Below are 24482 nucleotides of genomic sequence, written 5' to 3'. Positions count from 1 at the left end.
CCATGGATGGGCCATCAGCGCGGTCCCCGCGGAGCAGGTGCGGAGCGAGGGAACCCCGGAGCGCAGCGCAGGGGCCGTATGCAGGGCCGGGGCGTTTTGCCAACTTTTGCGCCGTCAAAAGTTGACCGCCGTAAGGGCGGAAGGGGCCGGCAGAGCCGCCATCCACAATGGATATGTCCACCAAGGCCAAAGCCAAGACCAAGACCAAGACCAAAAAATCAAAAGCGTCGTCGGCAAGGCCGGCCCCAGACGGAGTGGTTGGCTCACTCGAGTTCAAAATCCGACCGCCGCGCCGGGCTATTCCACCAGCCCTCTTAACGAGTAAGATCGGCAAACAACGCACAGGGGCAAGACTGCCCGTATTCGTGTCCATCGAATAAAAACCCTGCTTCCAAGGACCTGGAATATGCTGCGCCGCCGCATGCTGATCATGTTAGGTGTTGTCTTGCTGATCGTGCTGATCCTGGGAGGCTACAAGGCCTTCGCCATCTATCGGCAGGTCCAGCAATTCTCCGCCCCCAAACCCGCCATCAGTGTCGCCGCCACCCAGGCCCGCGAACTCAGCTGGCAAAGCCGCCTCGCCGCTGTCGGCAGCCTCAAGGCCCTGCAAGGCGTCGACCTGAGCCTGGAAACCGCCGGCACGGTCAAAACCCTGAAGTTCGAATCCGGGCAAACCGTCAAACGCGGCCAACCCTTGCTGGAGCTCGACAGCGATGTCGAAACCGCCCTGCTCGGCACCGCCCTGGCCGACCTTGGCCTGGCCCAGGTCGACTTCAACCGCGGCAGCCAACTGGTCGGCAGCCAAGCTATTTCCAAAGGCGAATTCGACCGCCTCAACGCCCAGTACCTGCGCAGCAAGGCCGTGGTCGCCCAGCTGAAAGGCTCGCTAGCGAAAAAGAGCATCGTCGCGCCCTTCGACGGCACCATCGGCATCCGCCAGGTCGACGTTGGCGACTACCTCGCCAGCGGCGCGGTGATCGCCACCCTGCAAGACCTCAGCAGCCTCTACGCCGACTTCTCGGTGCCCGAGCAAGCTCTGCCCAAGCTCAGTCTCGGCCAGCAGGCACTGATCTCGGTTGCCGCCTACCCCGAACAAACCTTTACCGCCAGCCTCAGCGCCATCAACCCCAAGGTCGACGAGGCCACCCGCAACGTACTGATCCGCGCCACCCTGGCCAACCCCGAGCGCAAACTGCTGCCCGGCATGTTCGCCAACGTCCAGGTGCTGCTGCCGAACCCGCGCAATGAAGTGGTGGTACCGCAAAGTGCCGTCACGTACACCCTCTACGGCAACTCGGTCTACATCGCCACGCCGAAAAAGGCCGAAGACGGTCAGCCACCGAAAACCACCAACGGCCAGGCCGAACTGATCGCCGAACGCCGCTTCGTCGAAACCGGCGAACGCCGCGATGGCCTGGTCGTGGTGCACAAGGGCCTGAAAGCCGGCGAGCAGGTGGTCACCGCCGGCCAGTTGAAACTCACCCAGGGCGCGGCGATCACCATCAGCCCGGACAAGACCCTGCAAGCCGAACCGAACAGCCAGCCAAGCGCCGACTGATCAAGGAACCGTCATGGCTTTTACCGACCCGTTCATCCGCCGCCCGGTGCTCGCCAGCGTGGTCAGCCTGCTGATCGTACTGCTCGGCTTTCAGGCCTGGAGCAAACTGCCCATCCGCCAATACCCGCAGATGGAAAACGCCTTGATCACGGTGACCACCGCCTACCCCGGGGCCAACGCCGAAACCATCCAGGGCTACATTACCCAGCCGATGCAGCAAAGCCTGGCAAGCGCCGAAGGCATCGACTACATGACCTCGGTCAGCCGCCAGAACTTCTCGGTGATTTCGATCTACGCGCGCATCGGCGCCGATAGCGACCGGCTGTTCACCGAGCTGCTGGCCAAGGCCAACGAGGTCAAGAACAAACTGCCGCAGGACGCCGAAGACCCAGTGCTGAGCAAGGAAGCCGCCGACGCTTCCGCGCTGATGTACATCAGCTTCTACAGCAGCGAACTGAGTAACCCGCAGATCACCGACTACCTGTCGCGGGTGATCCAACCCAAGCTGGCGACCTTGCCGGGCATGGCCGAAGCGGAGATTCTCGGCAACCAGCTGTTCGCCATGCGCCTGTGGATCGACCCGGTGAAACTCGCCGGCTACGGCCTCAGCGCCAACGATGTAACGGCCGCCGTGCGCCGCTACAACTTCCTCTCGGCCGCCGGCGAAGTCAAAGGCCAGTACGTGGTCACCAGCATCAACGCCAACACCGAGCTGAAGTCGGCCGAGGCCTTCGCCGCCATCCCGCTGAAAACCAGCGGCGACAACCGCGTGCTGCTCGGCGATGTGGCACGGGTCGAGATGGGCGCGGAGAACTACGACACGGTCAGTTCCTTCGATGGCACGCCGTCGGTGTACATCGGCATCAAGGCCACCCCGGGCGCCAACCCGCTGGACGTGATCAAGGAAGTCCGCAAGCTGATGCCTGAGCTGGAAAGCCAGTTGCCGCCCAACCTCAAGGCCTCGATTGCCTACGACGCCACCCTGTTCATTCAGGCCTCGATCGATGAGGTGGTGAAAACCCTGGTCGAGGCGGTGCTGATCGTCATCGTCGTGGTGTTCCTGTTCCTCGGCGCACTGCGCTCGGTATTGATTCCCGTGGTGACCATTCCGCTGTCGATGATCGGCGTGCTGTTCTTCATGCAACTGATGGGCTATTCGCTGAACCTGCTGACCCTGCTGGCGATGGTACTGGCCATCGGCCTGGTGGTAGACGACGCCATCGTCGTGGTGGAAAACATCCACCGGCATATCGAGGAGGGCAAGACGCCGTTCGACGCGGCCATCGAGGGCGCCCGCGAAATCGCCATGCCGGTGGTGTCGATGACCATTACCCTGGCCGCGGTATACGCGCCGATCGGCTTCCTCGAAGGCCTTACCGGGGCGCTGTTCAAGGAGTTCGCCCTGACCCTGGCCGGCGCGGTGGTGATCTCCGGGATTGTCGCTCTGACCCTGTCGCCCATGATGTGCGCCCTGCTGCTGCGCCACGAACAGAACCCCAGCGGCCTGGCGCACCGCCTGGACCTGCTGTTCGAGCGGCTCAAGCAGCGCTATCAGAAGATCCTGCACGGCACCCTGAATACCCGCCCGGTGGTGATCGTGTTCGCCCTGATCGTGCTGTGCCTGATTCCGCTGTTCCTCATGTTCAGCAAATCGGAACTGGCCCCAGACGAGGACCAGGGCATCATCTTCATGATCGCCACCGCGCCTCAGCCGACCAACCTCGACTACCTGAATGCCTACACCGATGAGTTCACCAAGATCTTCAAGGCCTTCCCGGAGTACTACTCGTCGTTCCAGATCAACGGTTTCAACGGCGTGCAATCGGGCATCGGCGGCTTCCTGCTCAAACCCTGGAGCGAGCGCGAGCGCACGCAGATGCAACTGCTGCCCGAGGTCCAGGCCAAGCTCAACGGCATCAGCGGCCTGCAGATCTTCGGCTTCAACCTACCTTCGTTGCCCGGCACCGGCGAGGGCCTGCCGTTCGCCTTCGTGATCAACACGCCAAATGACTACGAGTCGCTGCTGGAGGTGGCCGAACGGGTCAAGACCCGCGCCGAGGCGTCGGGCAAATTCGCCTTCCTCGACATCGACCTGGCCTTCGACAAACCCGAGGTGGTGGTCAACATCGACCGGGCCAAGGCCGCGCAAATGGGCGTGTCGATGGACGCCCTCGGCGGCACCCTGGCCACCCTGCTCGGCGAAGCAGAAATCAACCGTTTTACCATCGAAGGCCGCAGCTACAAGGTGATCGCCCAGGTCGAACGGGCCTACCGGGATAACCCCGACTGGCTGAACAACTACTACGTCAAGAACGAACAAGGACAGATGCTACCGCTGTCGACCCTGATCAGCGTCAGCGACCGCGCGCGGCCACGCCAGCTCAACCAGTTCCAGCAGTTGAACTCGGCGATCATCCAGGGCTTCCCGCTGGTAAGCATGGGTGAGGCCATCGACACCGTGCACACGATTGCCCAGGAGGAGGCTCCGGCCGGCTTCGCCTTCGACTATTCCGGTGCCGCGCGCCAGTTCGTGCAGGAAGGCAATGCGCTGTGGGTAACCTTCGGTCTGGCCCTGGCGATCATCTTCCTGGTGTTGGCGGCACAGTTCGAGAGCTTCCGCGACCCGCTGGTAATTCTGGTCACCGTGCCCCTGTCGATTTGCGGCGCGCTGATTCCGCTGTTCCTCGGCCTGTCGAGCATGAACATCTATACCCAGGTGGGGCTGGTGACGCTGATCGGGCTGATCAGCAAGCACGGCATCCTGATCGTCGAGTTTGCCAACCAGCTGCGGGAGCAGAAGGGGCTGTCGGCGCGCGAGGCGGTAGAGGAAGCCGCCTCGATCCGCCTGCGTCCAGTGCTGATGACCACGGCAGCGATGGTGTTCGGCATGGTGCCGCTGATCCTGGCCAGCGGCGCCGGCGCAGTAAGCCGCTTCGACATCGGCACGGTAATCGCGACCGGGATGTCGGTGGGCACGCTGTTTACCCTGTTCGTGCTGCCGTGCGTGTACACCTTGCTGGCCAAGCGCGATGCGCCAGAGGCCGTGAGCGAACCCGCCTGAAAGCGCCACAGGAGTAGGTACCGAGCCCCAACAAAAAAGGCCCCGTCACTGACGAGGCCTTTTGGCTAGCCGAAGGGTTCAACCGCTACTGCGCAACCCCTGGCTCATGCCAAACAGGAACAGCAGCAGGTCGCGATCGGGTTGAGCCGTCACCTGCGCCTTGACTACCCGGGGCAACGGGCACTGCGCGCCCTGCGCCGCGGCGCTGAGCACCTCCGGACGCGGCTCTTCCCAGGCAGCAAAGGCCACGGTTGCGGTCGCCAGGGCCGCCAGGACAAACAAAGTTCGAGCGATTTCTAGTTTCATTACCCTAAACCTTTGACAGCGCTGCCAAACGCCATCTGGTAAAAGTAGAGCAGCTTGTTCCAGTCCGCCTCATTCCACGACGAATGGCGGCGCAACTGTTTGAGGTCGTTGCTGGCGGCACGCTGACAGCTGAGGCGCCGTCGGCACTTCTCCAGGTCCAGCAGGGCGACTTCGGCCTGGGCATCCGCGCCCTCGCCCAGCACCCGAACAAAAATGTGTTTGCTGTACAGGCAGCCATGTTGCCAGTGCCCGCGGTGCATCCGCGCCAGGTTGCGCGCAAGGTCCTGCAGGATACGGTCATGCAGCGCTTCGCCATGACGTTCGCGCTCACCCTTTGCATACCAGCTGTCGATTTCCTCGAAGCCGGCGAGCGCCTCGCTGACCAGCAGCGCACGCCATTGATGGTCGGCATCCCGCTCCACGCCGCAGTAGACGATGTGCGGTACACGCACGCCCAATTGCTCGAAGCTGTGCAGCGCATCGTATTCGCGCAACACCGTGGGGCGCCCGAACGGGTGCAACACGCTGCGATAGATATGGCCGATCTGACGTTTGGCATACAGCAGTTGCCCAGTTTCGTCGCATAACCGCTGCACACCGCTTTCGCCGCCGCGCCGCTGGTTAGGCTCTTCTACCCATTCACCCTGACGTTTCCAAAAATAATCGAAGCGATTGCTTCCACCAGTGTCGGTCATTTCCATTACAGCCATGTTTAAGTCACCCCTTGCGCAGTACGTACACTCGCCACATGGCGTAGAACGGCAAAAAGTCCATTCGTTCCTGAATGCGGAAACCCGCTTGTACAAACTCCTGCTCTACCGTGTTCGCCGGTAACACAAAGCGGTTCTGGTAACTGCCCTGGTCGCCCTCGGCGTTACGTCGCTGTTCGAGCTTGCGCCGGCGCCAGGCCTTGAAGTTGCCGTCAACCCACAGCGAGAGAATCACGCTGTCGCGGCTAACCCGTTGAAATTCAGACAAAATTGCTTTGCGGTGCGCGGCTTCACCGATGTGATGGAACAAACGCATGCAGAAAATGCTGTCGACGGCGTTGTCCGGCAGATCGATAGAGAAGGCAGAGGTCTGCAAGGGCCGTACCCGTTTGACGATGTCGGCCGGTTGCGAACGCATGGCGGTTTCGAGCATGGCTTCGGAGTTGTCCGCGCCGATGATCACCCGGTTGGCTTTTTCCGCCAGCAGCGGCCAGAACCGACCGGCGCCGCACGGCAGGTCGAGGACCAGGCCCGGCTCACCGGCCAAGGCCAGCGCACGCCGTGCGAGCTGCTCGTCACGCTGGTGCGACAAACGCCGGGCGAAGCCCGCCTGGTGCTTGTGGAAGTAATCCTGGGCGTGCTTCTGATCGTACTTGTCGGAAAATTCAAGCTTGATGGGACTGCGCATGGTGCATCTCCTGACTCCAATGCGCCCACCTTAGGCAGGCAAGCGTTGGTGTCAGGTCATGCGCAGGTGAAAAATTTGTTAGCTACACCCAACAAATTTTACAAATTGCTTCATCCAATTAACGTTTCACCCACATCCCGCGGCACCCCAAGCTCGACATGGAAGCGGCAGCCATGCGGCTCGTTGGCCGTCAGGCTGACCACCCAGCCCTGGTCGTCGCAGATCCGCTGCACCAGCGACAGGCCCAGGCCAAGGCCCTCGCCGCGCTTTTCACCACCACGTACGAACGGCTGGAACATCGCATCGCGCTGTTCCTCGGGGATGCCCACACCGCTGTCTTCGACGGTAAAGCCGGTTTGCCCGAGGGTCAGGCGAATGAAGCCACGGTCGGTGTAGTGCGCCGCGTTGCGCAGCAGGTTGCCCATCACCGATTGCAGGAAGGTGGCGTTGTACAAGGCCGGCGATGTATGGCTGGTGTGGTAGCTGAGCTTGAGACCCTTCTGCTCAATGGTGTCGCGCCAGACCCCGACCAGTTCGTCACCGACTTCCTTGAGGGTCGCCTGTGAGGCCACGGCGCCCTCGTCGCGCTGGGCACGGGCGAGCATCAGGAAAGTCTGCACCAGTTCACGCATTTCTTCAGTGGCACGGGCGATCCGCTCCACCTGCGAACGCGCGCGAGCATCCAGAGCCGGGTTCTCGCCCAAAAGCTCGCAGGAGCTGGCCAGCACCATCAGCGGTGTGCGCAGTTCATGGCTAACGTCGCTGGTGAACAGTCGTTCGCGGGTCAGGGCATCGCGCAGGCGCCCCAGGGTGGCGTCGAAAGCCACGGCCAGCTGACCGACCTCGTCGGCGGCGTAGTCCGGCGCCAACGGCGGTGCCAGCCCCAACAGTTGGTCGCGATGACGCACCTGGCGGGCCAGGCGAATCACCGGCGCCATCACGCGGCGCGCCAGCACCCAGCCGAGAAACACCGCCAGCGCCAGGCTGAGTACGAAACCGACCACGACCACGGCGAACAGCACTCGCTCGCGCTCCTCGAAATCGCTCTGGTCCTGCAGCAACACGTAGCGACGCCCGTCTACCACCTCGACCATGGCGTGGTACGACAGGTGTTCACGGAACACTTCGTGAAACCCCGGGTCGAGGTGACGCAGGTCCTTGGGCAGGTCGAAATCGTCCGGCCCGCCGCTGTAGTAGAACAGCTGGTCGGGACGCGGGCGATGGCTCCACTCGGCAACATTGTCCATCAGCAGCAGGCGCTGCAGGTCGCCGCCCAGCACCGAGGAAATCAGCCGCTCTTCCACCAGATGCACGGTGGCCACGATGCCGAAGGCGAAGGCCCCGGCCACCAGCGCGCTCATCAGCGCAAAGGCGATGATGATCCGCTGCGCGAGGCTCTGCTTAAACTCCATCACGCCCCTCGGCCAAGCGGTAGCCAACACCATGGACGGTATGCAGCAGCGGTTTTTCGAACGGCTTGTCGATTACCTGGCGCAATTGGTGAACGTGGCTGCGCAGGCTATCACTGTCCGGGCAGTCGTCGCCCCACAGGGCTTCTTCGAGCACCTCACGACGCAGCACATGCGGGCTTTTCTGCATCAGCACGGCCAGCAGCTTGAGACCGACCGGGTTGAGCTTCAGGTGTTTGCCCTGGCGGGTGACTTCCAGGGTATCGAGGTCATAGATCAGGTCGGCGACCTGCAGCGTGCGCCGCCCGCCGCCCTGGGCGCGGCGCAGCACCGCTTCGATGCGCGCAGCCAGTTCGGAGAGCGCAAAGGGCTTGAGCAGGTAGTCATCGGCGCCGGAGCGGAAGCCTTGCAGGCGGTCGTCGAGCTGGTCGCGGGCGGTCAGCATGATCACCGGCGTATCGCGGCGGGCGTCTTCGCGCAGGCGTTTGCACAGGGTATAGCCGTCGATGCCGGGGAGCATGATGTCGAGTACGATCAGGTCATAGTGTTCGGTAGCGGCCAGGTGCAAACCGGACAGGCCGTCCTGGGCGCAATCGACGGTGTAGCCTTTCAGGCCCAGGTAATCGGCCAGGTTGGCCAGAATATCGCGGTTGTCTTCAACCAGTAGTATGCGCATGGAACTCTCCCCCTCCGCTGCTGCTATTTGCCTGCTTGGCACGCGCAGCTTAAGGCCATCGGCCACGCCCTGCCAGCACAGCCCACGAAATACGGCACTTAACGTTTTTTTCACACGTCATTCACGGACAGCCGATGCAACGCGGCAGACAATTGCCGGCCGTTGGGCCCAGAGGCCGGGCCCGTTCATCGTATTACCGGGATTCGCCATGCCGCTAGCCAACGATCTTGCCCCTTCTCGACCGCTCAACCTCTGGGTTGCCCTGGGCATTCCTGTCCTCACTGCCCTGATCCTGATCCTGCTGGAGCTGACCGACCTCGACATGGTACTGGCTCGAATGGCATTCGATCCGACCGCGGGCCAGTTCATCGGCCGCCATAGTTACTTCCTTGAAGACATCCTGCATGACCGGGCCAAACAGGTGGTAATTGGCTTTTCGCTACTGGCGATTGTCGGCTTTGCCGGAAGTTTCTTTATCAAGCGCCTGATGCCATGGCGTCGCGAGTTCGGTTGCCTGGTGCTGGCAATGGCCCTATCCACCAGCTTTGTCACACCGCTCAAGGCGGTGACCGCTGTGCAATGCCCGTGGAGCCTGAGTGACTTCGGCGGCCAGGAAACCTACAGCAAGCTGCTCCAGCCACGACCGGAAACCGCCAAGCCTGGGCGCTGCTGGCCAGGTGGGCATGCCGCCACCGGGTTTACCCTGTTCGCGCTGTTCTTCGTCTTGCGCGACCGGCGCCCGCGGCTGGCGCGGATAGCGCTGACGGTAGCGTTCGGGCTGGGTATGGTGTTCTCGGTTGGGCGCATGTTGCAGGGGGCGCACTTCTTCTCGCACAACGTCTGGACGGCAGTGTTCTGCTGGCTGATCAGCCTGGGTTGTTATTACCTGGTGCTGTACCGGAAGCCCGCCCTAGCAGCGGCTCGGCCTGTGGACGCTGGCCTTGCCGGCTCCCACAGAGGGTGATCCGCTTTCCTGCAAGCCATAAAAAAGCCCCGCACTAAGCGGGGCTCTTTTTTGCAGCAGGTGAGGCTGGCTTACATCATGCCGCCCATACCACCCATGCCGCCCATGCCGCCCATGTCTGGCATGCCGCCAGCAGCAGCTTCCTGAGGCGCATCGGCAATCATCGCTTCGGTGGTGATCATCAGACCGCCGATCGAAGCTGCAGCTTGCAGTGCCGAACGGGTCACTTTCGCTGGGTCGAGGATACCCATGTCGATCATGTCGCCGTATTCGCCGGTGGCAGCGTTGTAACCGAAGTTACCCGAACCCTGCTTGACCTTGTCGGCCACAACGCTTGGCTCGTCGCCGGCGTTGGCCACGATCTGACGCAGCGGCGCTTCGACAGCACGGCGCAGCAGAGCGATACCAACGTTCTGCTCTTCGTTGTCGCCTTTCAGGTCAACGATCGCGTTCAGGGCGCGCACCAGGGCAACACCACCGCCAGGCACCACGCCTTCTTCAACGGCTGCACGGGTAGCGTGCAGGGCGTCTTCAACGCGGGCTTTCTTCTCTTTCATTTCAACTTCGGTGCCAGCACCGACCTTGATCACGGCAACACCGCCAGCCAGCTTGGCCAGACGCTCTTGCAGTTTTTCACGGTCGTAGTCCGAGGAAGTCTCTTCGATCTGGGCACGGATCTGCTTGACGCGTGCTTCGATGTCGGCTTCAACACCCGCACCGTCGATGATGGTGGTGTTTTCCTTGGACAGGGTCACACGCTTGGCGTTACCCAGGTGCTCCAGGGTAGCGGACTCCAGGCTCAGGCCGATTTCTTCGGAGATCACGGTACCGCCGGTCAGGACAGCGATGTCCTGCAGCATGGCCTTGCGGCGGTCGCCGAAGCCAGGTGCCTTGACCGCAGCAACCTTGACGATGCCGCGCATGTTGTTGACCACCAGGGTCGCCAGCGCTTCGCCTTCGACGTCTTCAGCCACGATCAGCAGCGGACGGCCAGCTTTGGCAACGGCTTCCAGAACTGGCAGCAGTTCGCGGATGTTGGAGATCTTCTTGTCGACCAGCAGCAGCAGCGGGCCGTCCAGCTCGGCCACCATGGTGTCCGGCTTGTTGACGAAGTATGGCGACAGGTAGCCACGGTCGAACTGCATGCCTTCTACCACCGACAGTTCGTTTTCCAGGCCCGAGCCTTCTTCAACGGTGATCACGCCTTCTTTACCGACTTTTTCCATGGCTTCGGCAATGATGTCGCCGATGGAGTTGTCGGAGTTGGCGGAGATGGTGCCTACCTGAGCGATGGCCTTGGAGTCAGCGCATGGCTTGGAGAGGTTTTTCAGTTCGGCAACAACGGCAGCAGTGGCCTTGTCGATACCGCGCTTCAGGTCCATCGGGTTCATGCCGGCAGCGACGGCTTTCAGGCCTTCGTTGACGATGGCTTGAGCCAGAACGGTAGCGGTGGTGGTGCCGTCACCGGCAGCATCGTTGGCCTTGGAAGCAACTTCCTTGACCAGCTGGGCGCCCATGTTTTCGAAGGCGTCTTTCAGCTCGATTTCTTTGGCGACGGAAACGCCGTCCTTGGTGATGGTCGGCGCGCCGAAGCTCTTGGCCAGGACCACGTTACGGCCTTTAGGGCCCAGGGTCGCTTTTACCGCGTCAGCCAGAACGTTGACGCCAACCAGCATTTTTTTACGGGCGGAATCGCCGAATTTTACGTCTTTAGCAGCCATGATCGTTTAATCCTTGAATACTTTGGAGTAACGGGAAACCAGCGGACTCAGCCTTCGATAACGGCGAGGATTTCGTTCTCGCTCATTACCAGCAGGTCTTCGCCGTCAACTTTCACAGTGTTGCTACCGGAGTAGGGGCCGAACACGACCTTGTCACCCACTTTCACGGCCAGCGCACGTACTTCACCGTTGTCCAGCACGCGGCCGGTACCTACAGCGACGATTTCGCCACGGTTAGGTTTCTCAGCGGCCGAACCTGGCAGAACGATACCGCCAGCGGTTTTCGATTCTTCTTCGCTGCGACGGATAACGACGCGGTCATGCAGAGGACGAAGCTTCATTGTCGATCTCTCCTAATTGTGGTTTTCATCGGCCGGTATCGACACCGGCGGGTTGATGCTAGCGGCGTTGCCGCTCATGGCTCGCCAGGCGGGCCACGCATTGTAATGTCTGGGGTTAACGCCCAGAAACCTTGCGGTGACCCATACATGAGGCCGGCCAATTCAAATACAAGGCCGCCGACAAAAATTTTTTACGCACGCCGCAAATAACTCACAGCCCTGTGGCCGCCGGTATGACCTTGCAACACCGGCAAGGCCAGCGCCCAGAAACGACAACGGCCCACTAGGGGCCGCTGTCGGTAAAGGGCAACATTTATTTGTCGCGATGCTCGTACTCGCCTTCGATCACATTCGGCTGACGGGGCTGGCCGCCCTGCCCGCCCGGACGCGCGCTGTACAGGTCGTCGGCGAAGGCACGCTGACGCATGGCCTGGGCTTCGGCGCGCTCGCTCAGCTTGCGCGCCAGCAGGCGGCGGGTGAAGGGCAGCAGGCAGATCAAGCCAAACACGTCGCTGATGAAACCGGGGATCAGCAGCAAGCCGCCGCCCAGCGCCAGCATCATGCCTTGCATCATCTCCTGAGCCGGCAGCTCGCCGCGCTGCATGCTCGCACGCGCACGCAAGGCGGTGGCCAGGCCGGCCACACGGACCACCAGAACACCCAGTGCGGAGCCGGCAATGATCAGCAGTAACGCCGGGAAGAACCCGATAGCGGTGCTGACCTTGAAGAAGACATACAACTCCAGCACCGGAAAAAGCAGAAACAGCAGTAGAAAAGCACGCATCAAAGGTTCCTCTGCGCAAGTTCACCTTGCAGTAAACCTCAAATGGTTGCGGACTACACCGTTTTCAACCCTTGGCCTGCTCGACGGTTGGCCATTCCTGCGCATGCGCCAGCAAAACCAGGGCTTCGCGGACTTGTGTCGATGTGTTGCAAGGCTCGGGGAAGGCCAACCAGTGGATGCCGTCGCCGATACGCAGGTGCATGCCTTCGCTGTCGATGCCGACCAGCTTCGCCGGCGCGGTTTTCGGCAGGCCGCTGAGTTCGACATAGTGCTCGATGGCGTTGGCGTGATCGCTGTTCATGTGCTCGACCATGCTGATTTCGACCTTGCCGGCAAACGGGTTGGCCAGGCTCACCTGATCGACCCAGTGGATGGCGCCGAAACCGCCGATGTAGCGGTTGCGTACCGGCTTGAGCACCCAGAAGTCGAAGTCGTGGGCGCTGTGATACTGGCTCGACTCGGGAAAATAACGGTAGTAGCGCTCGGCAGCTGCGGCGATGGCAGCGCTGTCGCCGAGTTTTTCCGCTTCGGCGAGCATGGTCAGGCGACCGACCGCCTGGACGTCTTCGGCGCCACGCTCGCCCACCAGCAGCGAGCACTTCGGATCTTTCTGCAGGTTGTGGGTGTGCTGGGCGATGCGGCTGATGAGAATCAGCGGCCGACCTTCGGCGTCCAGGCAGTACGGCACTACCGAGCCGAAGGGGAAACCCGGCATCGATTTGGAGTGAGTGGAGAGCACACCGCGGTACTCTTTGAGCAACAGCTCTCTTGCGGGCCGGGCAGCGTTGGCACTCACGGTTTGACTCCTGGGGCAAAAGGGGGAATTAGCACAAGGTAATCGGTAAGCGCGCGGAATGCCAAGGGCAGCCGGCAAGGCCGGCGCCCGCAGAGGGTGTGGTTTACCAGGCGACGCCGAAGCCGGCGGTGTAGCGCGTCTTGCTCAGGTCGCTGTCGGCGGTGCCACTGATGATGTCCTTCTCGGCCTTGAGGTTCAGCGAGGCCCACTCGGTCACCTTGTAGCGCAGGCCCACCTCGGCATCCAGGCTGTAATCGGCAACGCCACTCAGCGGCCGGCCCAGCTCGCCGTTGCTGAACAGCTCGACGGTCTTGCCGATCAGGTAACGGTTGTAGTCCCACTTCATACCCACCGAGTAGAAGTTTTCCTTGCCGCCGTCGGCATATTCATAGTCGGTGCGGTTGAGCAGCGAGCCCAGGGAGAACGCCCCCAGTTCATCGTCCCAGAACTGGTAACCCGGGCCGGTGCCCACGGTGCGCTGGCGCGCCAGGTCCTCGACATGGTCGCGCTTGTATTCCAGACGCCCCTGCCAGAACCACTGTTCGGTAATGAAGCGGTCCAGCGCATACTCGGCGCTCCAGTTGTTGGTGGTGGTGGTCTCGTTCTTGCTCTCGCGGTTGTACTCGCCTTCGGCGCTGTGCCGCCAGCGACCATGCCGGGCAGTGGTCTTGAAGTCGACGTCGTAGTCGTCGCTGTCGCTCTCGGCACGCTTGTAGTCAAGGGCCAGGTCGACGTTACCCTTCCATATAAGGTCTTCGACCACCGGCTTGGGTTTCATGATCTGCTGAATACTGGCCAGTTCCACCGCCTTGGGCGCCTCGCCGTTGGCCAGAATCACCTGCCCGGGTTCGCCGGCGTGCAGCGATCTGGCTCTCTCCCCGCTGTAGGCATCCTGCTTGACCAGCAGTTCCTGGTCACTCTCCAGGGTCTTGACCTTCTTCCAGTCCAGCGCGATCGAGCCGCCGTACTCGGTCTGCAGCACCAACTTGCCGCCGTCAAAGACCTTGATCTTGCCGCTAAGCCTGTCCCCGTTCTTCATCCAGACGGTATCGGCGACAGCCGGAGAACAGGCCCCCATCACAGTGAGACACAGCAAGAATCTAGAATACATAAGCAGTACAAGCGCTCGGGTTGGCGAAAAAAGTCGGGCATTATCCAGATACCCGGCAGTTGAACAAGCACTGACCGAGCAGAGCTCGATGAGTTCAATTCCTATTTTCTAGTCAGATAAATCGTTTAATCCAGGTACTACGTGATGAGCAAGGCGTCCGCCGACATCCAGCAGCGTGCAGAAGATCGACGAACGGCGCTTTATCTGGTGCTCGGCCAGGTGCCCGCGGGCAAGGTGGTGAGCTACGGCGAGCTGGCCGACCTCGCCGGCCTGGGTCGCGCCGCGCGCTGGGTCGGGCGTACTCTCAGCCAGTTGCCGAGCGACACCCGCCTACCCTGGCATCGCGTGCTGGGCGCCGGCGGGCGCCTGAGCCTGGCACTGGGTACGCCATCGGGCGACGAGCAACGCGCGCGATTACGCGCCGAGGGCATTTGCCTGGTGAATAATCGCGTCGATATGTCGCGCCATGGCTGGCGTCCAATGGAGCACAGCGGTTAGAGTGCGCGCTTTGTTTTCGTAAACTTGAGGCAGATGTTGGCCAATGCCCCGTAAAACCTGGCGCGCTGCGCTCGCTGCCTATGCCAGCCCGTCTACTTTGGTGCTGTTGCTGCTCGGCTTCGCCGCCGGCTTGCCGTATATGCTGGTGTTTTCAACCCTGTCGGTGTGGTTACGCGAGGCCGGGGTCGCCCGCGAAACCATCGGCTATGCGAGCCTGATCGGCCTGGCCTACGCCTTCAAATGGGTGTGGTCGCCGTTGCTCGACCAATGGCGCCTGCCGCTGCTCGGTAAACTTGGCCGACGCCGCTCATGGCTGGTGCTGTCGCAAATCCTGGTGGTGATCGGGCTGATCGGCATGGGCTTCTGCGATCCGCAAAAACACCTGTCCTGGTTGATCGCGCTGGCGGTGCTGGTGGCCTTCGCCTCGGCCACCCAGGATATCGCCGTCGACGCCTACCGCCTGGAAATTGCCGACGACCAGCGTCAGGCCGCGCTTGCCGCCAGCTACATGGCCGGCTACCGGGTTGCCGCCCTGCTGGCCACGGCCGGCGCGCTGTTCTTCGCCGAAGGCTTCGGCTCCACCGGCTTCAGCTACCTGCACAAGGCCTGGACTGGCACCTACGTGCTGTTCGGTGTGCTGATGATTCCGGCCCTGATTACCACCCTGTTGATGCGCGAGCCGCCGGTGCCGCTGCGTACCCAGCTGTCCGCCGCGCGCTATGGCCTGGCCCACCAGCTGATTTCGGTGTTCGTGCTGATCATCCTGCTGGTGTCGGTACCGGCCATGTTCACCCAGCTGTACAACACCGATTTCGCCAGCGTGCTGTTCGAAGGCATGAGCCTGCTCGACCTGCTGCTCGAAGACCGTGCGTTCCTGCGCGCCATTCTCTACATCACCCTCACGTGTCTGTGCCTGTCGTCGTTCGGTCGTCGCGGCCTGGCCCCGGTACTGACCCCGGTCAACGACTTCATCACCCGCTATCGCTGGCAGGCGCTGCTGCTGCTCGGCCTGATCGCGACCTACCGGATGTCGGACACGGTGATGGGCGTGATGGCCAACGTGTTCTATATCGACCAGGGCTTCAGCAAGGACCAGATCGCCAGCGTCAGCAAGATCTTCGGCCTGGTCATGACCCTGGTCGGTGCCGGCTTTGGCGGCCTGCTGATCGTGCGGTTCGGCATCCTGCCGATCCTGTTTATCGGCGGTGTCGCCTCGGCGGGCACCAACATCCTGTTCCTGATGCTCGCCGACATGGGCGCCAACCTGCAGATGCTGGTAGTGACCATTTCGCTGGATAACTTCAGTTCGGGCCTGGCCACCTCGGCGTTCGTCGCCTACCTGTCGAGCCTGACCAACCTGAAGTTCTCGGCCACCCAGTACGCACTGCTCAGCTCGATCATGCTGCTGTTGCCACGACTGATCGGCGGTTACTCGGGGGTGATGGTGGAAAAGTGGGGCTACCACGATTTCTTCCTGATCACCGCCCTGCTCGGCGTGCCGACACTGATCCTGATTGCCTTGCATTGGCATCAGGAACTGCGTCGCGGCAAGCAGGAGGCGCAAGACCCCAACCAGGCTGCCGAGCGCCCCTGAAGGGTGCCTCGCGTGTTACGGCGGCGTAGCGTCGAGCAGGTCGTCCTGATCGTCGCCGCGCGCGCGTAGCACCACCGCCAGCGGCCATAGCGCCAGCAAGCCGGCACAACCGGCAGCCAGCGCAAAGTGCAGCAGGCTGGCCCCAGCACCGAGCATGGCCAGCAGCGCTCCCCCCAAGCCCAGCAAGGCAATCGTGATCATCCCCAGCATCGCCGAGACCAAGCCCTTGCTCTGCTCGCTGGCAAACAGCGTCATGCGATACAGCACGGCGTTGGCGATGCCCAGGCCCAGCGCATACACCGACAGCCCGAGCACCAGCGCCAGCACGCCGGGGAACAACCAGGTGCCGAGCATGCCGCCCAGCAGCCCGATCAGGTACGGCCACAGGGCCCGTTGCACCAGCACACGGAGCACGTAGCGGTCGGCAATGCGGTTGATGATCAGGTTACCGAGGATCAGCCCGCCGAAGACCGGCAGTTGCCACAGCGCGTAGTCCAGGGTGCTCAGGCCCTCGTCATGAATCAGCAGCACCGGCGACAAGCCGATCCAGCCAATCAGCGGCAGGCCGACCAGGCCCAGCGCCGCACTGCCAGCAACAAAGCGCCGGTTGCCAAGCAGTTGCGCATAACCGGCCAGCAACGGCAGCAGGTGGATCGGCTGGAACGCCAGACGGGTGCCGTCGCGGCGCTCGACGCCAAGGGTTTCCGGCATGTTGCGGTACAGCGCCAGCCAGGCCAGCACGGCGGCACCGCCAATCAGCACGAACAGCCAGCGCCACGACACCCACTCCAGCAACAGCGTACCAACCAGCGGGCCGAGCAGCGGCGACAGCAGGGCGATGTTCGCCAGCAGGGCCATCATGCGCACGGCGTCCGCTTCGCTGAACGCTTCGTTGAGCGCCGGGTAGCTGACCGTGACCACAAAGCCCAGGCCAATGCCCTGCAACAGGCGCAGCAGGTTGAACAGCTCGATGCCTTGCACCCAGAAGGTCGCCAGGCACGCCAGGCCGAAGAACGCACACCCGCCCAGCAGCAGGCGACGGCGACCATAACGGTCGGCCAGCGGGCCGATCAGCCATTGCAGCACGACACCACCGAGCAAGTAGAGGTTAAGCGCGTGCGGGATGTACTCGGGGCTGGCATTGAGGTCGGTGACCACGCCGGGCATGGCCGGCATGACGACATCGCTGGCGAGGTAGGTCAGCAACTCGAACAGCGCCAGGGTCAGCGCAAAGAGGAAGGCACGCCGCGGCGTGATATTGATAAGCGGGGTCATGACAGGCATCGGGCAAGGGAATCAGACCAGCCTGTATGCCAGAAAAGCCACCTTATAGGTAGTTTGCAGGCGTGAACAAGTGTAATGGGGGCCTAGCGGCCCCATCGCCGGCAAGGCCGGCTACCACAAGGGCCTCACACCGTTAGGGGGGAAGCGCTGTGGGAGCTGGTCTTGCCCGCGATAGCCGCGGTCTGGGTTATTGCGCCGCGACTTCCTGCACTACCCGGACAACCCGCTGCGGGAAGGGAATATCGATACCCTCGTCCTTCAGACGGTCGCGCGCATGCTCGTTGAGCATGAACATCACGTCCCAGTAGTCGGCCGTGTTCACCCATACCCGCAGGGACACCGTAATCGCGCTGTCGCCCAGGGTCGAAATCACCGCCTGCGGCGCCGGGTCCTGGTGGATACGCGGGTCCTTGGCCAGGTCCAGCAGCACCTGACGGGCCTTCTGCAGGTCGGCCTCGTAATCCACCCCCACGTCGAACACCACCTTGCGGGTCGGCTGACGGTTGGTGTTGGTGATGATGCCGTTGGACAGGCTGCCGTTGGGCAGGATCACCGTCTTGTTGTCTCCAGTACGCAGCACAGTGTGGAAAATCTGGATGCTGTCGACGGTACCGGCAACGCCCTGCGCTTCGATCCAGTCGCCCAGGCGGAACGGACGGAACAGTAGAATCAGCACGCCGCCGGCAAAGTTCGCCAGGCTGCCCTGCAGCGCCAGGCCGATAGCCAGACCGGCAGCGCCGATAGCGGCGACGAACGAGGTGGTCTCGATGCCGATCATCGAGGCGACGCTGACCACCAGCAGAATTTTCAGAATGATGTTCGCCAGGCTGCTGATGAAGCCTTGCAGCGCCAGGTCAGCGTTGCGCAGAGCCAACAGTTTGCCCAGGCGGTAGGTCACCTTGTTGATCACCCACCAGCCAATGGCCAAGGTCAGCAGCGCCAGCAACAGGCGGCTACCGTATTCCATGATCAACGGAATCCAGGTTTGCGATTGTTTGACGAGCTGATCGACTTCAGCGTTCAAATCCATAATGTTCTCCTGATGCCGAGCGGCAAAAACGTAGAAAAGCTGTTACCGCAATCGTTTCAGCGGCACCAGAGACCTCGGACGCCAAAACGGCGCCAAGGTTCCGGAGCCCCGCGATCAATCGCGGAAGTTGTTGAATTGCAGCGGCATGCCGAACTCTTTGGCGCGCAGGGCCGCGATGGCTTCCTGCAGGTCGTCGCGCTTCTTGCCGGTAACCCGAACCTGCTCACCCTGGATGGCGGCCTGGACCTTGAGCTTGGCGTCCTTGATGTGCGCGACGATCTTCTTCGCCAGCTCCTTGTCGATGCCTTCTTTCAGGGTGGCTTCCTGCTTCATGACCTTGCCCGAGGCGAAGGCGTCCTTGACCTCAAGGCACTGCACGTCGATCTTGCGCTTGACCAGTGCCAGCTTGAGGATCTCGATCATCGCTTCCAGCTGGAATTCGGCCTCGGCAGTCAGGGTGACGGCCAGGTCCTTTTCCTTGAACTCGAAGCTGCCCTTGCCCTTGAGGTCGTAGCGGCGGTCAAGCTCCTTGATGGCGTTTTCCACCGCGTTGGTGACTTCGTGCTTGTCCAGTTCCGATACCACGTCGAACGACGGCATATCCCTTCTCCAAAAAATAAAAGGCCCGCTCGCTGCCCCGATGACAGTGGACGATGGAGCGCGCCGGGTTTGACGGTTAAAATGCGGGCTCATTATAACGGTTGCGAAACGCTGATGAGCAGCACTTGGCATATTCTCGGCGCTGGCAGTCTGGGCAGCCTCTGGGCCTGCCGGCTGGCCCGCGCCGGCAAGGCGGTCCGCTTGATCCTGCGCGACCCACAACGACTGGCCGCCTACCAGGCCGCCGGCGGCCTGACCCTGGTCGAACAGGGCCAGGCCCAGCAGCACGCCATTCCAGCGGAAACTGCGGCTGCCAGCGGGCCAATCCACCGCCTGCTGCTGGCGTGCAAGGCCTATGACGCCGAACGCGCCGTCGCCAGCATCGCCCCGCGGCTGGCCAGGGATGCCGACCTGATCCTGCTGCAGAATGGCCTTGGCAGCCAGGATGCGGTGGCCACCCTGGTCCCGCACGTGCGCTGCCTGTCGGCGTCGAGCACCGAAGGCGCCTTCCGGGAAAGCGACTGGCAGGTGAATTTCGCCGGGCATGGCTTCAACTGGCTCGGTGACCCGGCCAACCCGGCACCGCCGGCGTGGCTCGACGAACTGGTCGATGCCGGCATCCCGCACCAGTGGACGCCGGACATCCTCACCCGACTGTGGCGCAAGCTGGCGCTCAATTGTGCAATCAACCCGCTGACCGTGCTGCACGAATGCCGCAACGGCGGCTTGCTGGAACATCGCTGCGAAGTCGCCACGCTGTGTGCCGAGCTGGCCGACCTGCTCAAGGTCTGCGGCCAGCCCGAGGCGGCGCAGGCACTTGGCGAGGAAGTCGAGCGGGTGATCCAGGCCACGTCGGCCAACTACTCTTCCATGTACCAGGACGTTCGCCAGGGCCGGCGCACCGAGATCCACTACCTGCTCGGCCACGCCTGCCGGACTGCCGCCCGCCATGGCCAGCCGGTGCCGCACCTGGAACGGCTGTACCGGCGCCTGGTCGAACAGCTGAACGCACGCGGATTGCCCAGCGACTGAACGCGGCGTTACCCTGCCCTTCCACCCACAGGATCCCGTCTTCACATGCCCTTGCGCGAACGCCTGGAAAACCTGCCGGTCGGCCAGAAGCTGCTGGCGGCCCTGCTGGTGTTGTTGATCACTATCCTGCTGGTCGCCAACCTGACCTTCATCAGCGCCGCCTACTGGATCTCCCAGGAAGCCATGGCGCCGCAGGCGTTGCAGACCATCGGCCGGCTGGTGTCCAACCCGCAACTGGCGCAGCAGGCGATCAACTCGCCGGAGGCTGCCAACAGCCTGCTCAAGGAGCTCGACAGCTACACGCCGCTGCGCGCTGCGGCGGTGTATGGCTCGGATGGCAAGCTACTGGCGCAGTTGCAGCATGGCGAACCGCTACCGCTGCCCAAACGCTACCGCAACATCGAGAACTGGCGCCTGACCGAATTCCGCAGCACCCAACTGGTACCCGTGCCGCGCCCAGGCAGCCCGCCGGGGCATCTGCTGCTGATGGCCAGCAGCGAGCTGCCGATGGCGTTCTACACCGGTACGCTGACCGCCAGCCTGGGTATCCTGGTGTTCAGCGTGCTGCTGTGGATGGTCATCGCCCGGCAGATCAAGCGCCTGATCACCCAGCCGATCTACCAGCTGGAACAGCTGTCGCGCCAGGTGACCCGCGAGGAGAACTACGCCCTGCGCGCGCGCCCCGGCAACCGCGACGAGATCGGCAGCCTGGCCGAGGCCTTCAATACCATGCTGTCGCGCATCGAAGCCCGCGAACAGCAGCTCAAACGCACCCGCGACGAATTTCAGGACGCCTACGACCAGGCCCAGGGTCTGGCCGAGGAAACCCGCCATACCAATCGCAAGCTGGAGCTGGAAGTCCAGGTTCGAAGCAAGATCGAGAAAAAGCTCACCGGCTTCCAGAACTACCTCAACAGCATCATCGACTCGATGCCCTCGGCCTTGATCGCGCTCGACGAGCAACTGTATGTCACCCAATGGAACCAGGAGGCCAGTGCACTCTCCGGGACGCCGCTGGACGAGGCGCTGAACCAGCCGATCTTCCTCGCATTCGAGCCGCTCAAGCCGTTCCTGCCGCAGCTCAAGGAGAGCGTCGAGAAACACCGCGTGGCGAAGATCGAGCGGGTGACCTGGACCCGTGGCGAGGACCCCCGCCACTACGCCTTGACCTTCTACCCGCTGATGGGCGGTGGCGGGCGCGGCGTGGTGATCCGTATCGACGACATTACCCAGCGCCTGTCGCTGGAGGAAATGATGGTGCAGTCGGAGAAAATGCTCTCAGTCGGCGGCCTGGCTGCGGGCATGGCCCACGAGATCAACAACCCGCTGGGGGCGATCCTGCACAACGTGCAGAACATCCGTCGGCGGCTGTCGCCGGACCTGCCAAAAAACGTCGAGCAGGCCGACGAGGCCGGTATCGACCTGAACACGGTCAACCGCTACCTCGAAGGACGCCAGGTCCCGCAATTGCTCGACGGCATCCAGCAGGCAGGCACGCGGGCGGCGAAGATTGTCACCCACATGCTCAGTTTCAGCCGCCGCAGTAACCGCCAGATGGCACCCTGCGACCTGCCGGCGCTGATCGACCAGGCGGTGGAGATTGCCGGCAACGACTTCGACCTGACCCTCGGCTTCGACTTCAAGGGCCAGGCCATCGTCCGCCAGTTCGACCCGCAACTGGGACCGGTGCCGGGCACGGCCAACGAGCTGGAGCAGGTGTTGCTGAACCTGCTGAAGAACGCTGCCCAGGCCATTCACCTGCGCGAGGACGACAGCGAGCCGGGGCGCATTACCCTGCGTACGCGGCTCAACCCGCCATGGGCGGAAATTCAGGTCGAAGACAACGGCATCGGCATGCCCGAGGCGGTGCGCAAGCGCACCTTCGAACCGTTCTTCACCACCAAGGAAATCGGCCAGGGCACCGGCCTTGGCCTGTCGGTTTCATACTTCATCATTACCAACAATCACAAGGGCCAGATGGAAGTGCAGTCGGCGCCGGGTCAGGGCACCTGCTTTACCCTGCGGCTGCCGCTGAGCAACCCGGCGCTACCTTCCTCCCTTACGGAGTCATGAACATGGGCTTTCGGCTGTCGAAGATTTACACCCGCACCGGCGACAAGGGCGAAACCGGCCTGGGCGATGGTCGCCGGGTGCCCAAGGACCACCCGCGCATCGAGGCGATTGGCGAGGTGGATACGCTGAACAGCCAGCTTGGCGTGTTACTGGCGGGGCTGGCGGCAGCAGGCTTGAACGAGCTGGTGGCGGTATTGGCGCCTTGCCAGCATCGGCTGTTCGACCTCGGTGGCGAGTTGGCGATGCCGAGTTACCAGGCGCTGAATGCGGCCGAGGTGACCCGCCTGGAAACGGTGATCGATTGCTGGAACGAGGAGCTGGGGCCGCTGGAGAACTTCATTCTGCCGGGGGGCTCGGCGTTGGTGGCACAGGCGCATGTGTGTCGCAGCCTGGCCCGGAGTGCGGAGCGCCGCTGCCAGCACTTGAATGCGCTGGAGCCGCTGGCCGGGGTAGGGTTGGCGTATATCAACCGCTTGTCGGACTTGCTGTTTGTAGCGGCACGGCTGATTGGCCGGCGCCAGGGTGTGGCGGAGGTGTTGTGGGAGGCTGCGGCCAGACCTTGAGGAGCTCATCGCGGGACGAGCCCGCTCCCACAGCATGCACCGATCCACTGTGGGAGTGGTCGTCCCGCAACCGCAGACGCCTCAGACCTCAGGCCAGAACGCCCGAATCCCGGCAACGCCCTGCGCCCCTGCCTGCCAGGCCTTCTCCCGCTCGGCGGCACCGACACCGCCCAACAGATACACCGGCTTGCTGAAGCCCTCGATCAGCCCCGTGGCCTGTTCCCACCCCAGCGGCGTGGCCTCGGGATGGGTCTGGGTCGCCTGCACCGGCGACAGGGTGACAAAATCCACCCCCATCTGCTCGGCCAACACCAGCTCTTCGGCATTGTGGCACGACGCCGCCAACCAGCGCTCCTGCGGAAACGGCCGGCCCTTGCTGGCGTACTTGCGTAACTGCTCGGAAGTCAGGTGCCAGCCCGCCGAAGGGAAGTCACCCAACCACTCCAGCGGCCCCTTGAGCATCAACTGCGCCTTGCCGGCGCACAGGCCGACCGCATCCACCGCAATGTCGCGGTACTTGGGGTCGTACATGTTCGGCGCGCGCAACTGCACCAGCTTGATCCCGCTGGCCACGGCCTTCTGGATACCGCGCAACAACTGCGGCGTCTCCAGTCCATCCGGGGTAATCAGGTACTCACCGGGCAAACGCGCCGCCGCGACGATCGGCCGGTTGGCTTCAGGGAAGTCATACTGCGGCAGCTCGCGCGTGCTCACCCAGGCCAGTGGCTGGCCTTCGGCACCATGCGGTTCGCCGGTAAACCCACTGACCTCCCAGACATCCAGCAATACCTGCTTGTCCGGGTAGTCATGCTTGACCTGAATCAGCGGTCGGGCGGCCGTCACCACGATGCCCAGCTCTTCCTGCAGCTCGCGGGCCAGTGCGTGCTCGACCGCCTCGCCAAGCTCGACCTTGCCGCCCGGAAATTCCCACAAGCCGCCCTGATGCTGACTGTCGGCGCGGCGCGCGATCAGGATGCGTCCGTCGACGCCGCGAATAACCGCCGCGGCTACATGTATCCGTTTCACCCTGCACGCTCCGCCAGACCGGCTTTCTGCCAGGCCTGGAAGGCCGGCCACTGATAGATCGTCTCGATATACGCCGCAGCCTCTGCCGGCACCGCTACCCGGTAGGTACGCAGGCGCACCGCCACCGGGGCGAAGAAGGCATCAGCCAGGCTCGGCGCACCGAACAGGAACGGTCCGCTGACCTTGGCTGCCAGGCGGCATTCGGCCCATAGGGCGACGATCCGGTCGATGTCTTGCTGCACGTCGAGCGGCAGGCTTGCCAGCGCTTCGTCGCGGGACAGGTCGAACGGCATGGCACCGCGCAGGGCAAAGAAGCCGCTGTGCATCTGCGCACAGGCCGAACGTGCCTGGGCACGCGCGGCAACGTCGGTCGGCCAGAGATTGGCTTCGGGGTGACGCTCGTTGAGGTATTCGGCAATCGCCAGCGAGTCGGCAATGATCCCGTGCTCGCACTGCAGCAGCGGCACCTTGCCGGTGGCGGAGAACGCGAGCAGGCGGGCGCGGGTGTCCGCCTGGTTGAGTTTGATCAGGGTCTCGCTATAGGCCTGGCCCGCCAGTTCGAGGGCCAGGGCGCCACGCAACGACCAGGAGGAATACAGTTTGTCGCCGATGATCAGGTGGTAGCTCATGCAGGTCGCTCCGTCGATTTCTGAGAAG

General features: G+C 62.9%; 23 protein-coding genes. 8 read left to right on the top strand and 15 right to left on the bottom strand.

Translation table 11 applies throughout. From position 1 onward, the window contains the following. Window positions 1-406 precede the first annotated feature (406 nt). Both DCO48_RS09180 and DCO48_RS09175 read left to right on the top strand, forming a co-directional pair. A complete protein-coding gene (locus DCO48_RS09180) occupies window positions 407-1558 on the top strand; it encodes an efflux RND transporter periplasmic adaptor subunit (RefSeq protein WP_116550286.1) in 1152 nt (383 codons plus the stop codon). 13 nt (window positions 1559-1571) lie between these two features. After that, window positions 1572-4619: a multidrug efflux RND transporter permease subunit gene (locus DCO48_RS09175; protein ID WP_116550285.1), complete on the top strand. Its 3048-nt coding sequence runs from the start codon at window positions 1572-1574 to the stop codon at window positions 4617-4619. A gap of 78 nt (window positions 4620-4697) precedes the next feature. On the opposite strand, the gene DCO48_RS09170 is transcribed toward DCO48_RS09175, so the two are convergent. The 5 genes from DCO48_RS09170 to colR all read right to left on the bottom strand — a co-directional run bounded on the left by DCO48_RS09170 (window position 4698) and on the right by colR (window position 8408). After that, window positions 4698-4925 (bottom strand): hypothetical protein, encoded by a 228-nt coding sequence (locus DCO48_RS09170; RefSeq protein WP_116550284.1) that lies wholly within the window; start codon window positions 4923-4925, stop codon window positions 4698-4700. Further along, complete coding sequence (locus tag DCO48_RS09165) at window positions 4925-5626, bottom strand: lipopolysaccharide kinase InaA family protein (RefSeq protein WP_371919495.1); 702 nt, start codon at window positions 5624-5626, stop codon at window positions 4925-4927. The genes DCO48_RS09170 and DCO48_RS09165 overlap by 1 nt, the downstream gene beginning before the upstream one ends. A 16-nt stretch (window positions 5627-5642) precedes the next feature. Next, window positions 5643-6323: a class I SAM-dependent methyltransferase gene (locus DCO48_RS09160; protein ID WP_116550282.1), complete on the bottom strand. Its 681-nt coding sequence runs from the start codon at window positions 6321-6323 to the stop codon at window positions 5643-5645. Window positions 6324-6433: 110 nt separating this feature from the next. Continuing rightward, a complete protein-coding gene (locus DCO48_RS09155) occupies window positions 6434-7735 on the bottom strand; it encodes a HAMP domain-containing sensor histidine kinase (protein WP_116550281.1) in 1302 nt (433 codons plus the stop codon). Continuing rightward, entirely contained in the window at window positions 7725-8408 is a 684-nt protein-coding gene (colR, locus tag DCO48_RS09150; RefSeq protein WP_116550280.1) for a two-component system response regulator ColR, read from the bottom strand. Before colR ends, DCO48_RS09155 begins: the two co-directional genes overlap by 11 nt. Window positions 8409-8616: 208 nt before the next feature. Between colR and DCO48_RS09145 the strand changes: the two genes are divergently transcribed. Next, window positions 8617-9372: a phosphatase PAP2 family protein gene (locus DCO48_RS09145; RefSeq protein ID WP_116550279.1), complete on the top strand. Its 756-nt coding sequence runs from the start codon at window positions 8617-8619 to the stop codon at window positions 9370-9372. A gap of 71 nt (window positions 9373-9443) precedes the next feature. Here the strand turns inward: DCO48_RS09145 and groL are convergent, their stop codons facing one another. The 5 genes from groL to DCO48_RS09120 form a co-directional block, all read right to left on the bottom strand. Beyond that, complete coding sequence (groL, locus tag DCO48_RS09140) at window positions 9444-11093, bottom strand: chaperonin GroEL (protein ID WP_116550278.1); 1650 nt, start codon at window positions 11091-11093, stop codon at window positions 9444-9446. A gap of 47 nt (window positions 11094-11140) precedes the next feature. Beyond that, on the bottom strand, window positions 11141-11434 hold the full coding sequence (locus DCO48_RS09135; protein ID WP_116550277.1) for a co-chaperone GroES: 294 nt from the start codon (window positions 11432-11434) through the stop codon (window positions 11141-11143). A gap of 313 nt (window positions 11435-11747) precedes the next feature. Beyond that, window positions 11748-12218 (bottom strand): FxsA family protein, encoded by a 471-nt coding sequence (locus DCO48_RS09130; protein ID WP_116550276.1) that lies wholly within the window; start codon window positions 12216-12218, stop codon window positions 11748-11750. 64 nt (window positions 12219-12282) lie between these two features. After that, window positions 12283-13014, bottom strand: coding sequence for a HugZ family protein (locus DCO48_RS09125; protein ID WP_116550275.1), 732 nt, complete (start codon window positions 13012-13014; stop codon window positions 12283-12285). 103 nt (window positions 13015-13117) lie between these two features. Beyond that, on the bottom strand, window positions 13118-14125 hold the full coding sequence (locus tag DCO48_RS09120) for a DUF481 domain-containing protein (RefSeq protein ID WP_116550274.1): 1008 nt from the start codon (window positions 14123-14125) through the stop codon (window positions 13118-13120). Between the two features lie 144 nt (window positions 14126-14269). Between DCO48_RS09120 and DCO48_RS09115 the strand changes: the two genes are divergently transcribed. After that, window positions 14270-14623 carry an MGMT family protein gene (locus tag DCO48_RS09115; RefSeq protein ID WP_116550273.1) on the top strand — a complete coding sequence of 118 codons (354 nt, stop codon included), beginning with the start codon at window positions 14270-14272 and terminating at the stop codon, window positions 14621-14623. Window positions 14624-14666: 43 nt separating this feature from the next. Further along, a complete protein-coding gene (locus DCO48_RS09110; RefSeq protein ID WP_116550272.1) occupies window positions 14667-16217 on the top strand; it encodes an AmpG family muropeptide MFS transporter in 1551 nt (516 codons plus the stop codon). 15 nt (window positions 16218-16232) lie between these two features. Here DCO48_RS09110 and DCO48_RS09105 read toward each other — a convergent pair whose 3' ends face one another. The 3 genes from DCO48_RS09105 to DCO48_RS09095 all read right to left on the bottom strand — a co-directional run bounded on the left by DCO48_RS09105 (window position 16233) and on the right by DCO48_RS09095 (window position 19131). Beyond that, the gene (locus tag DCO48_RS09105) at window positions 16233-17492 is read right to left on the bottom strand and encodes an MFS transporter (RefSeq protein ID WP_116550271.1); all 1260 of its coding nucleotides are present in this window, start codon (window positions 17490-17492) and stop codon (window positions 16233-16235) included. A gap of 196 nt (window positions 17493-17688) precedes the next feature. Continuing rightward, window positions 17689-18531, bottom strand: coding sequence for a mechanosensitive ion channel family protein (locus DCO48_RS09100; protein WP_116550270.1), 843 nt, complete (start codon window positions 18529-18531; stop codon window positions 17689-17691). A gap of 114 nt (window positions 18532-18645) precedes the next feature. Then, on the bottom strand, window positions 18646-19131 hold the full coding sequence (locus tag DCO48_RS09095; RefSeq protein WP_116550269.1) for a YajQ family cyclic di-GMP-binding protein: 486 nt from the start codon (window positions 19129-19131) through the stop codon (window positions 18646-18648). 114 nt (window positions 19132-19245) lie between these two features. Between DCO48_RS09095 and DCO48_RS09090 the strand changes: the two genes are divergently transcribed. The 3 genes from DCO48_RS09090 to DCO48_RS09080 are packed head-to-tail and all read left to right on the top strand — an operon-like array spanning window position 19246 to window position 22799. Further along, complete coding sequence (locus DCO48_RS09090) at window positions 19246-20163, top strand: putative 2-dehydropantoate 2-reductase (protein ID WP_116550290.1); 918 nt, start codon at window positions 19246-19248, stop codon at window positions 20161-20163. Between the two features lie 45 nt (window positions 20164-20208). Beyond that, window positions 20209-22236: an ATP-binding protein gene (locus DCO48_RS09085; protein WP_116550268.1), complete on the top strand. Its 2028-nt coding sequence runs from the start codon at window positions 20209-20211 to the stop codon at window positions 22234-22236. Between the two features lie 2 nt (window positions 22237-22238). Further along, entirely contained in the window at window positions 22239-22799 is a 561-nt protein-coding gene (locus DCO48_RS09080; RefSeq protein ID WP_116550267.1) for a cob(I)yrinic acid a,c-diamide adenosyltransferase, read from the top strand. Between the two features lie 81 nt (window positions 22800-22880). On the opposite strand, the gene DCO48_RS09075 is transcribed toward DCO48_RS09080, so the two are convergent. Both DCO48_RS09075 and DCO48_RS09070 read right to left on the bottom strand, forming a co-directional pair. After that, on the bottom strand, window positions 22881-23825 hold the full coding sequence (locus DCO48_RS09075; RefSeq protein WP_116550266.1) for a Nudix family hydrolase: 945 nt from the start codon (window positions 23823-23825) through the stop codon (window positions 22881-22883). Continuing rightward, window positions 23822-24454 carry a glutathione S-transferase family protein gene (locus tag DCO48_RS09070; protein ID WP_116550265.1) on the bottom strand — a complete coding sequence of 211 codons (633 nt, stop codon included), beginning with the start codon at window positions 24452-24454 and terminating at the stop codon, window positions 23822-23824. Before DCO48_RS09070 ends, DCO48_RS09075 begins: the two co-directional genes overlap by 4 nt. Between the last annotated feature and the right edge of the window lie 28 nt (window positions 24455-24482).

Origin of the sequence: Pseudomonas sp. SDI (assembly GCF_003105155.1) — a bacterium.
In the GTDB taxonomy this organism is placed as follows: Bacteria; Pseudomonadota; Gammaproteobacteria; order Pseudomonadales; family Pseudomonadaceae; genus Aquipseudomonas.
The sequence above is the reverse complement of the archived record's forward strand: the minus strand, read 5'-3'. Positions and strand labels throughout refer to the sequence as shown.

Coding starts and splice junctions, on each gene's coding strand:
- DCO48_RS09085 (WP_116550268.1), top strand. CDS start 20,209: ATGCCCTTGCGCGAACGCCTGGAAAACCTGCCGGTCGGCCAGAAGCTG.
- DCO48_RS09115 (WP_116550273.1), top strand. CDS start 14,270: ATGAGCAAGGCGTCCGCCGACATCCAGCAGCGTGCAGAAGATCGACGA.
- DCO48_RS09110 (WP_116550272.1), top strand. CDS start 14,667: ATGCCCCGTAAAACCTGGCGCGCTGCGCTCGCTGCCTATGCCAGCCCG.
- DCO48_RS09080 (WP_116550267.1), top strand. CDS start 22,239: ATGGGCTTTCGGCTGTCGAAGATTTACACCCGCACCGGCGACAAGGGC.
- DCO48_RS09090 (WP_116550290.1), top strand. CDS start 19,246: ATGAGCAGCACTTGGCATATTCTCGGCGCTGGCAGTCTGGGCAGCCTC.
- DCO48_RS09175 (WP_116550285.1), top strand. CDS start 1,572: ATGGCTTTTACCGACCCGTTCATCCGCCGCCCGGTGCTCGCCAGCGTG.
- DCO48_RS09120 (WP_116550274.1), bottom strand. CDS start 14,125: ATGTATTCTAGATTCTTGCTGTGTCTCACTGTGATGGGGGCCTGTTCT.
- colR (WP_116550280.1), bottom strand. CDS start 8,408: ATGCGCATACTACTGGTTGAAGACAACCGCGATATTCTGGCCAACCTG.
- DCO48_RS09145 (WP_116550279.1), top strand. CDS start 8,617: ATGCCGCTAGCCAACGATCTTGCCCCTTCTCGACCGCTCAACCTCTGG.
- DCO48_RS09130 (WP_116550276.1), bottom strand. CDS start 12,218: ATGCGTGCTTTTCTACTGCTGTTTCTGCTTTTTCCGGTGCTGGAGTTG.
- groL (WP_116550278.1), bottom strand. CDS start 11,093: ATGGCTGCTAAAGACGTAAAATTCGGCGATTCCGCCCGTAAAAAAATG.
- DCO48_RS09155 (WP_116550281.1), bottom strand. CDS start 7,735: ATGGAGTTTAAGCAGAGCCTCGCGCAGCGGATCATCATCGCCTTTGCG.
- DCO48_RS09135 (WP_116550277.1), bottom strand. CDS start 11,434: ATGAAGCTTCGTCCTCTGCATGACCGCGTCGTTATCCGTCGCAGCGAA.
- DCO48_RS09105 (WP_116550271.1), bottom strand. CDS start 17,492: ATGACCCCGCTTATCAATATCACGCCGCGGCGTGCCTTCCTCTTTGCG.
- DCO48_RS09070 (WP_116550265.1), bottom strand. CDS start 24,454: ATGAGCTACCACCTGATCATCGGCGACAAACTGTATTCCTCCTGGTCG.
- DCO48_RS09160 (WP_116550282.1), bottom strand. CDS start 6,323: ATGCGCAGTCCCATCAAGCTTGAATTTTCCGACAAGTACGATCAGAAG.
- DCO48_RS09165 (WP_371919495.1), bottom strand. CDS start 5,626: ATGGAAATGACCGACACTGGTGGAAGCAATCGCTTCGATTATTTTTGG.
- DCO48_RS09095 (WP_116550269.1), bottom strand. CDS start 19,131: ATGCCGTCGTTCGACGTGGTATCGGAACTGGACAAGCACGAAGTCACC.
- DCO48_RS09180 (WP_116550286.1), top strand. CDS start 407: ATGCTGCGCCGCCGCATGCTGATCATGTTAGGTGTTGTCTTGCTGATC.
- DCO48_RS09170 (WP_116550284.1), bottom strand. CDS start 4,925: ATGAAACTAGAAATCGCTCGAACTTTGTTTGTCCTGGCGGCCCTGGCG.
- DCO48_RS09100 (WP_116550270.1), bottom strand. CDS start 18,531: ATGGATTTGAACGCTGAAGTCGATCAGCTCGTCAAACAATCGCAAACC.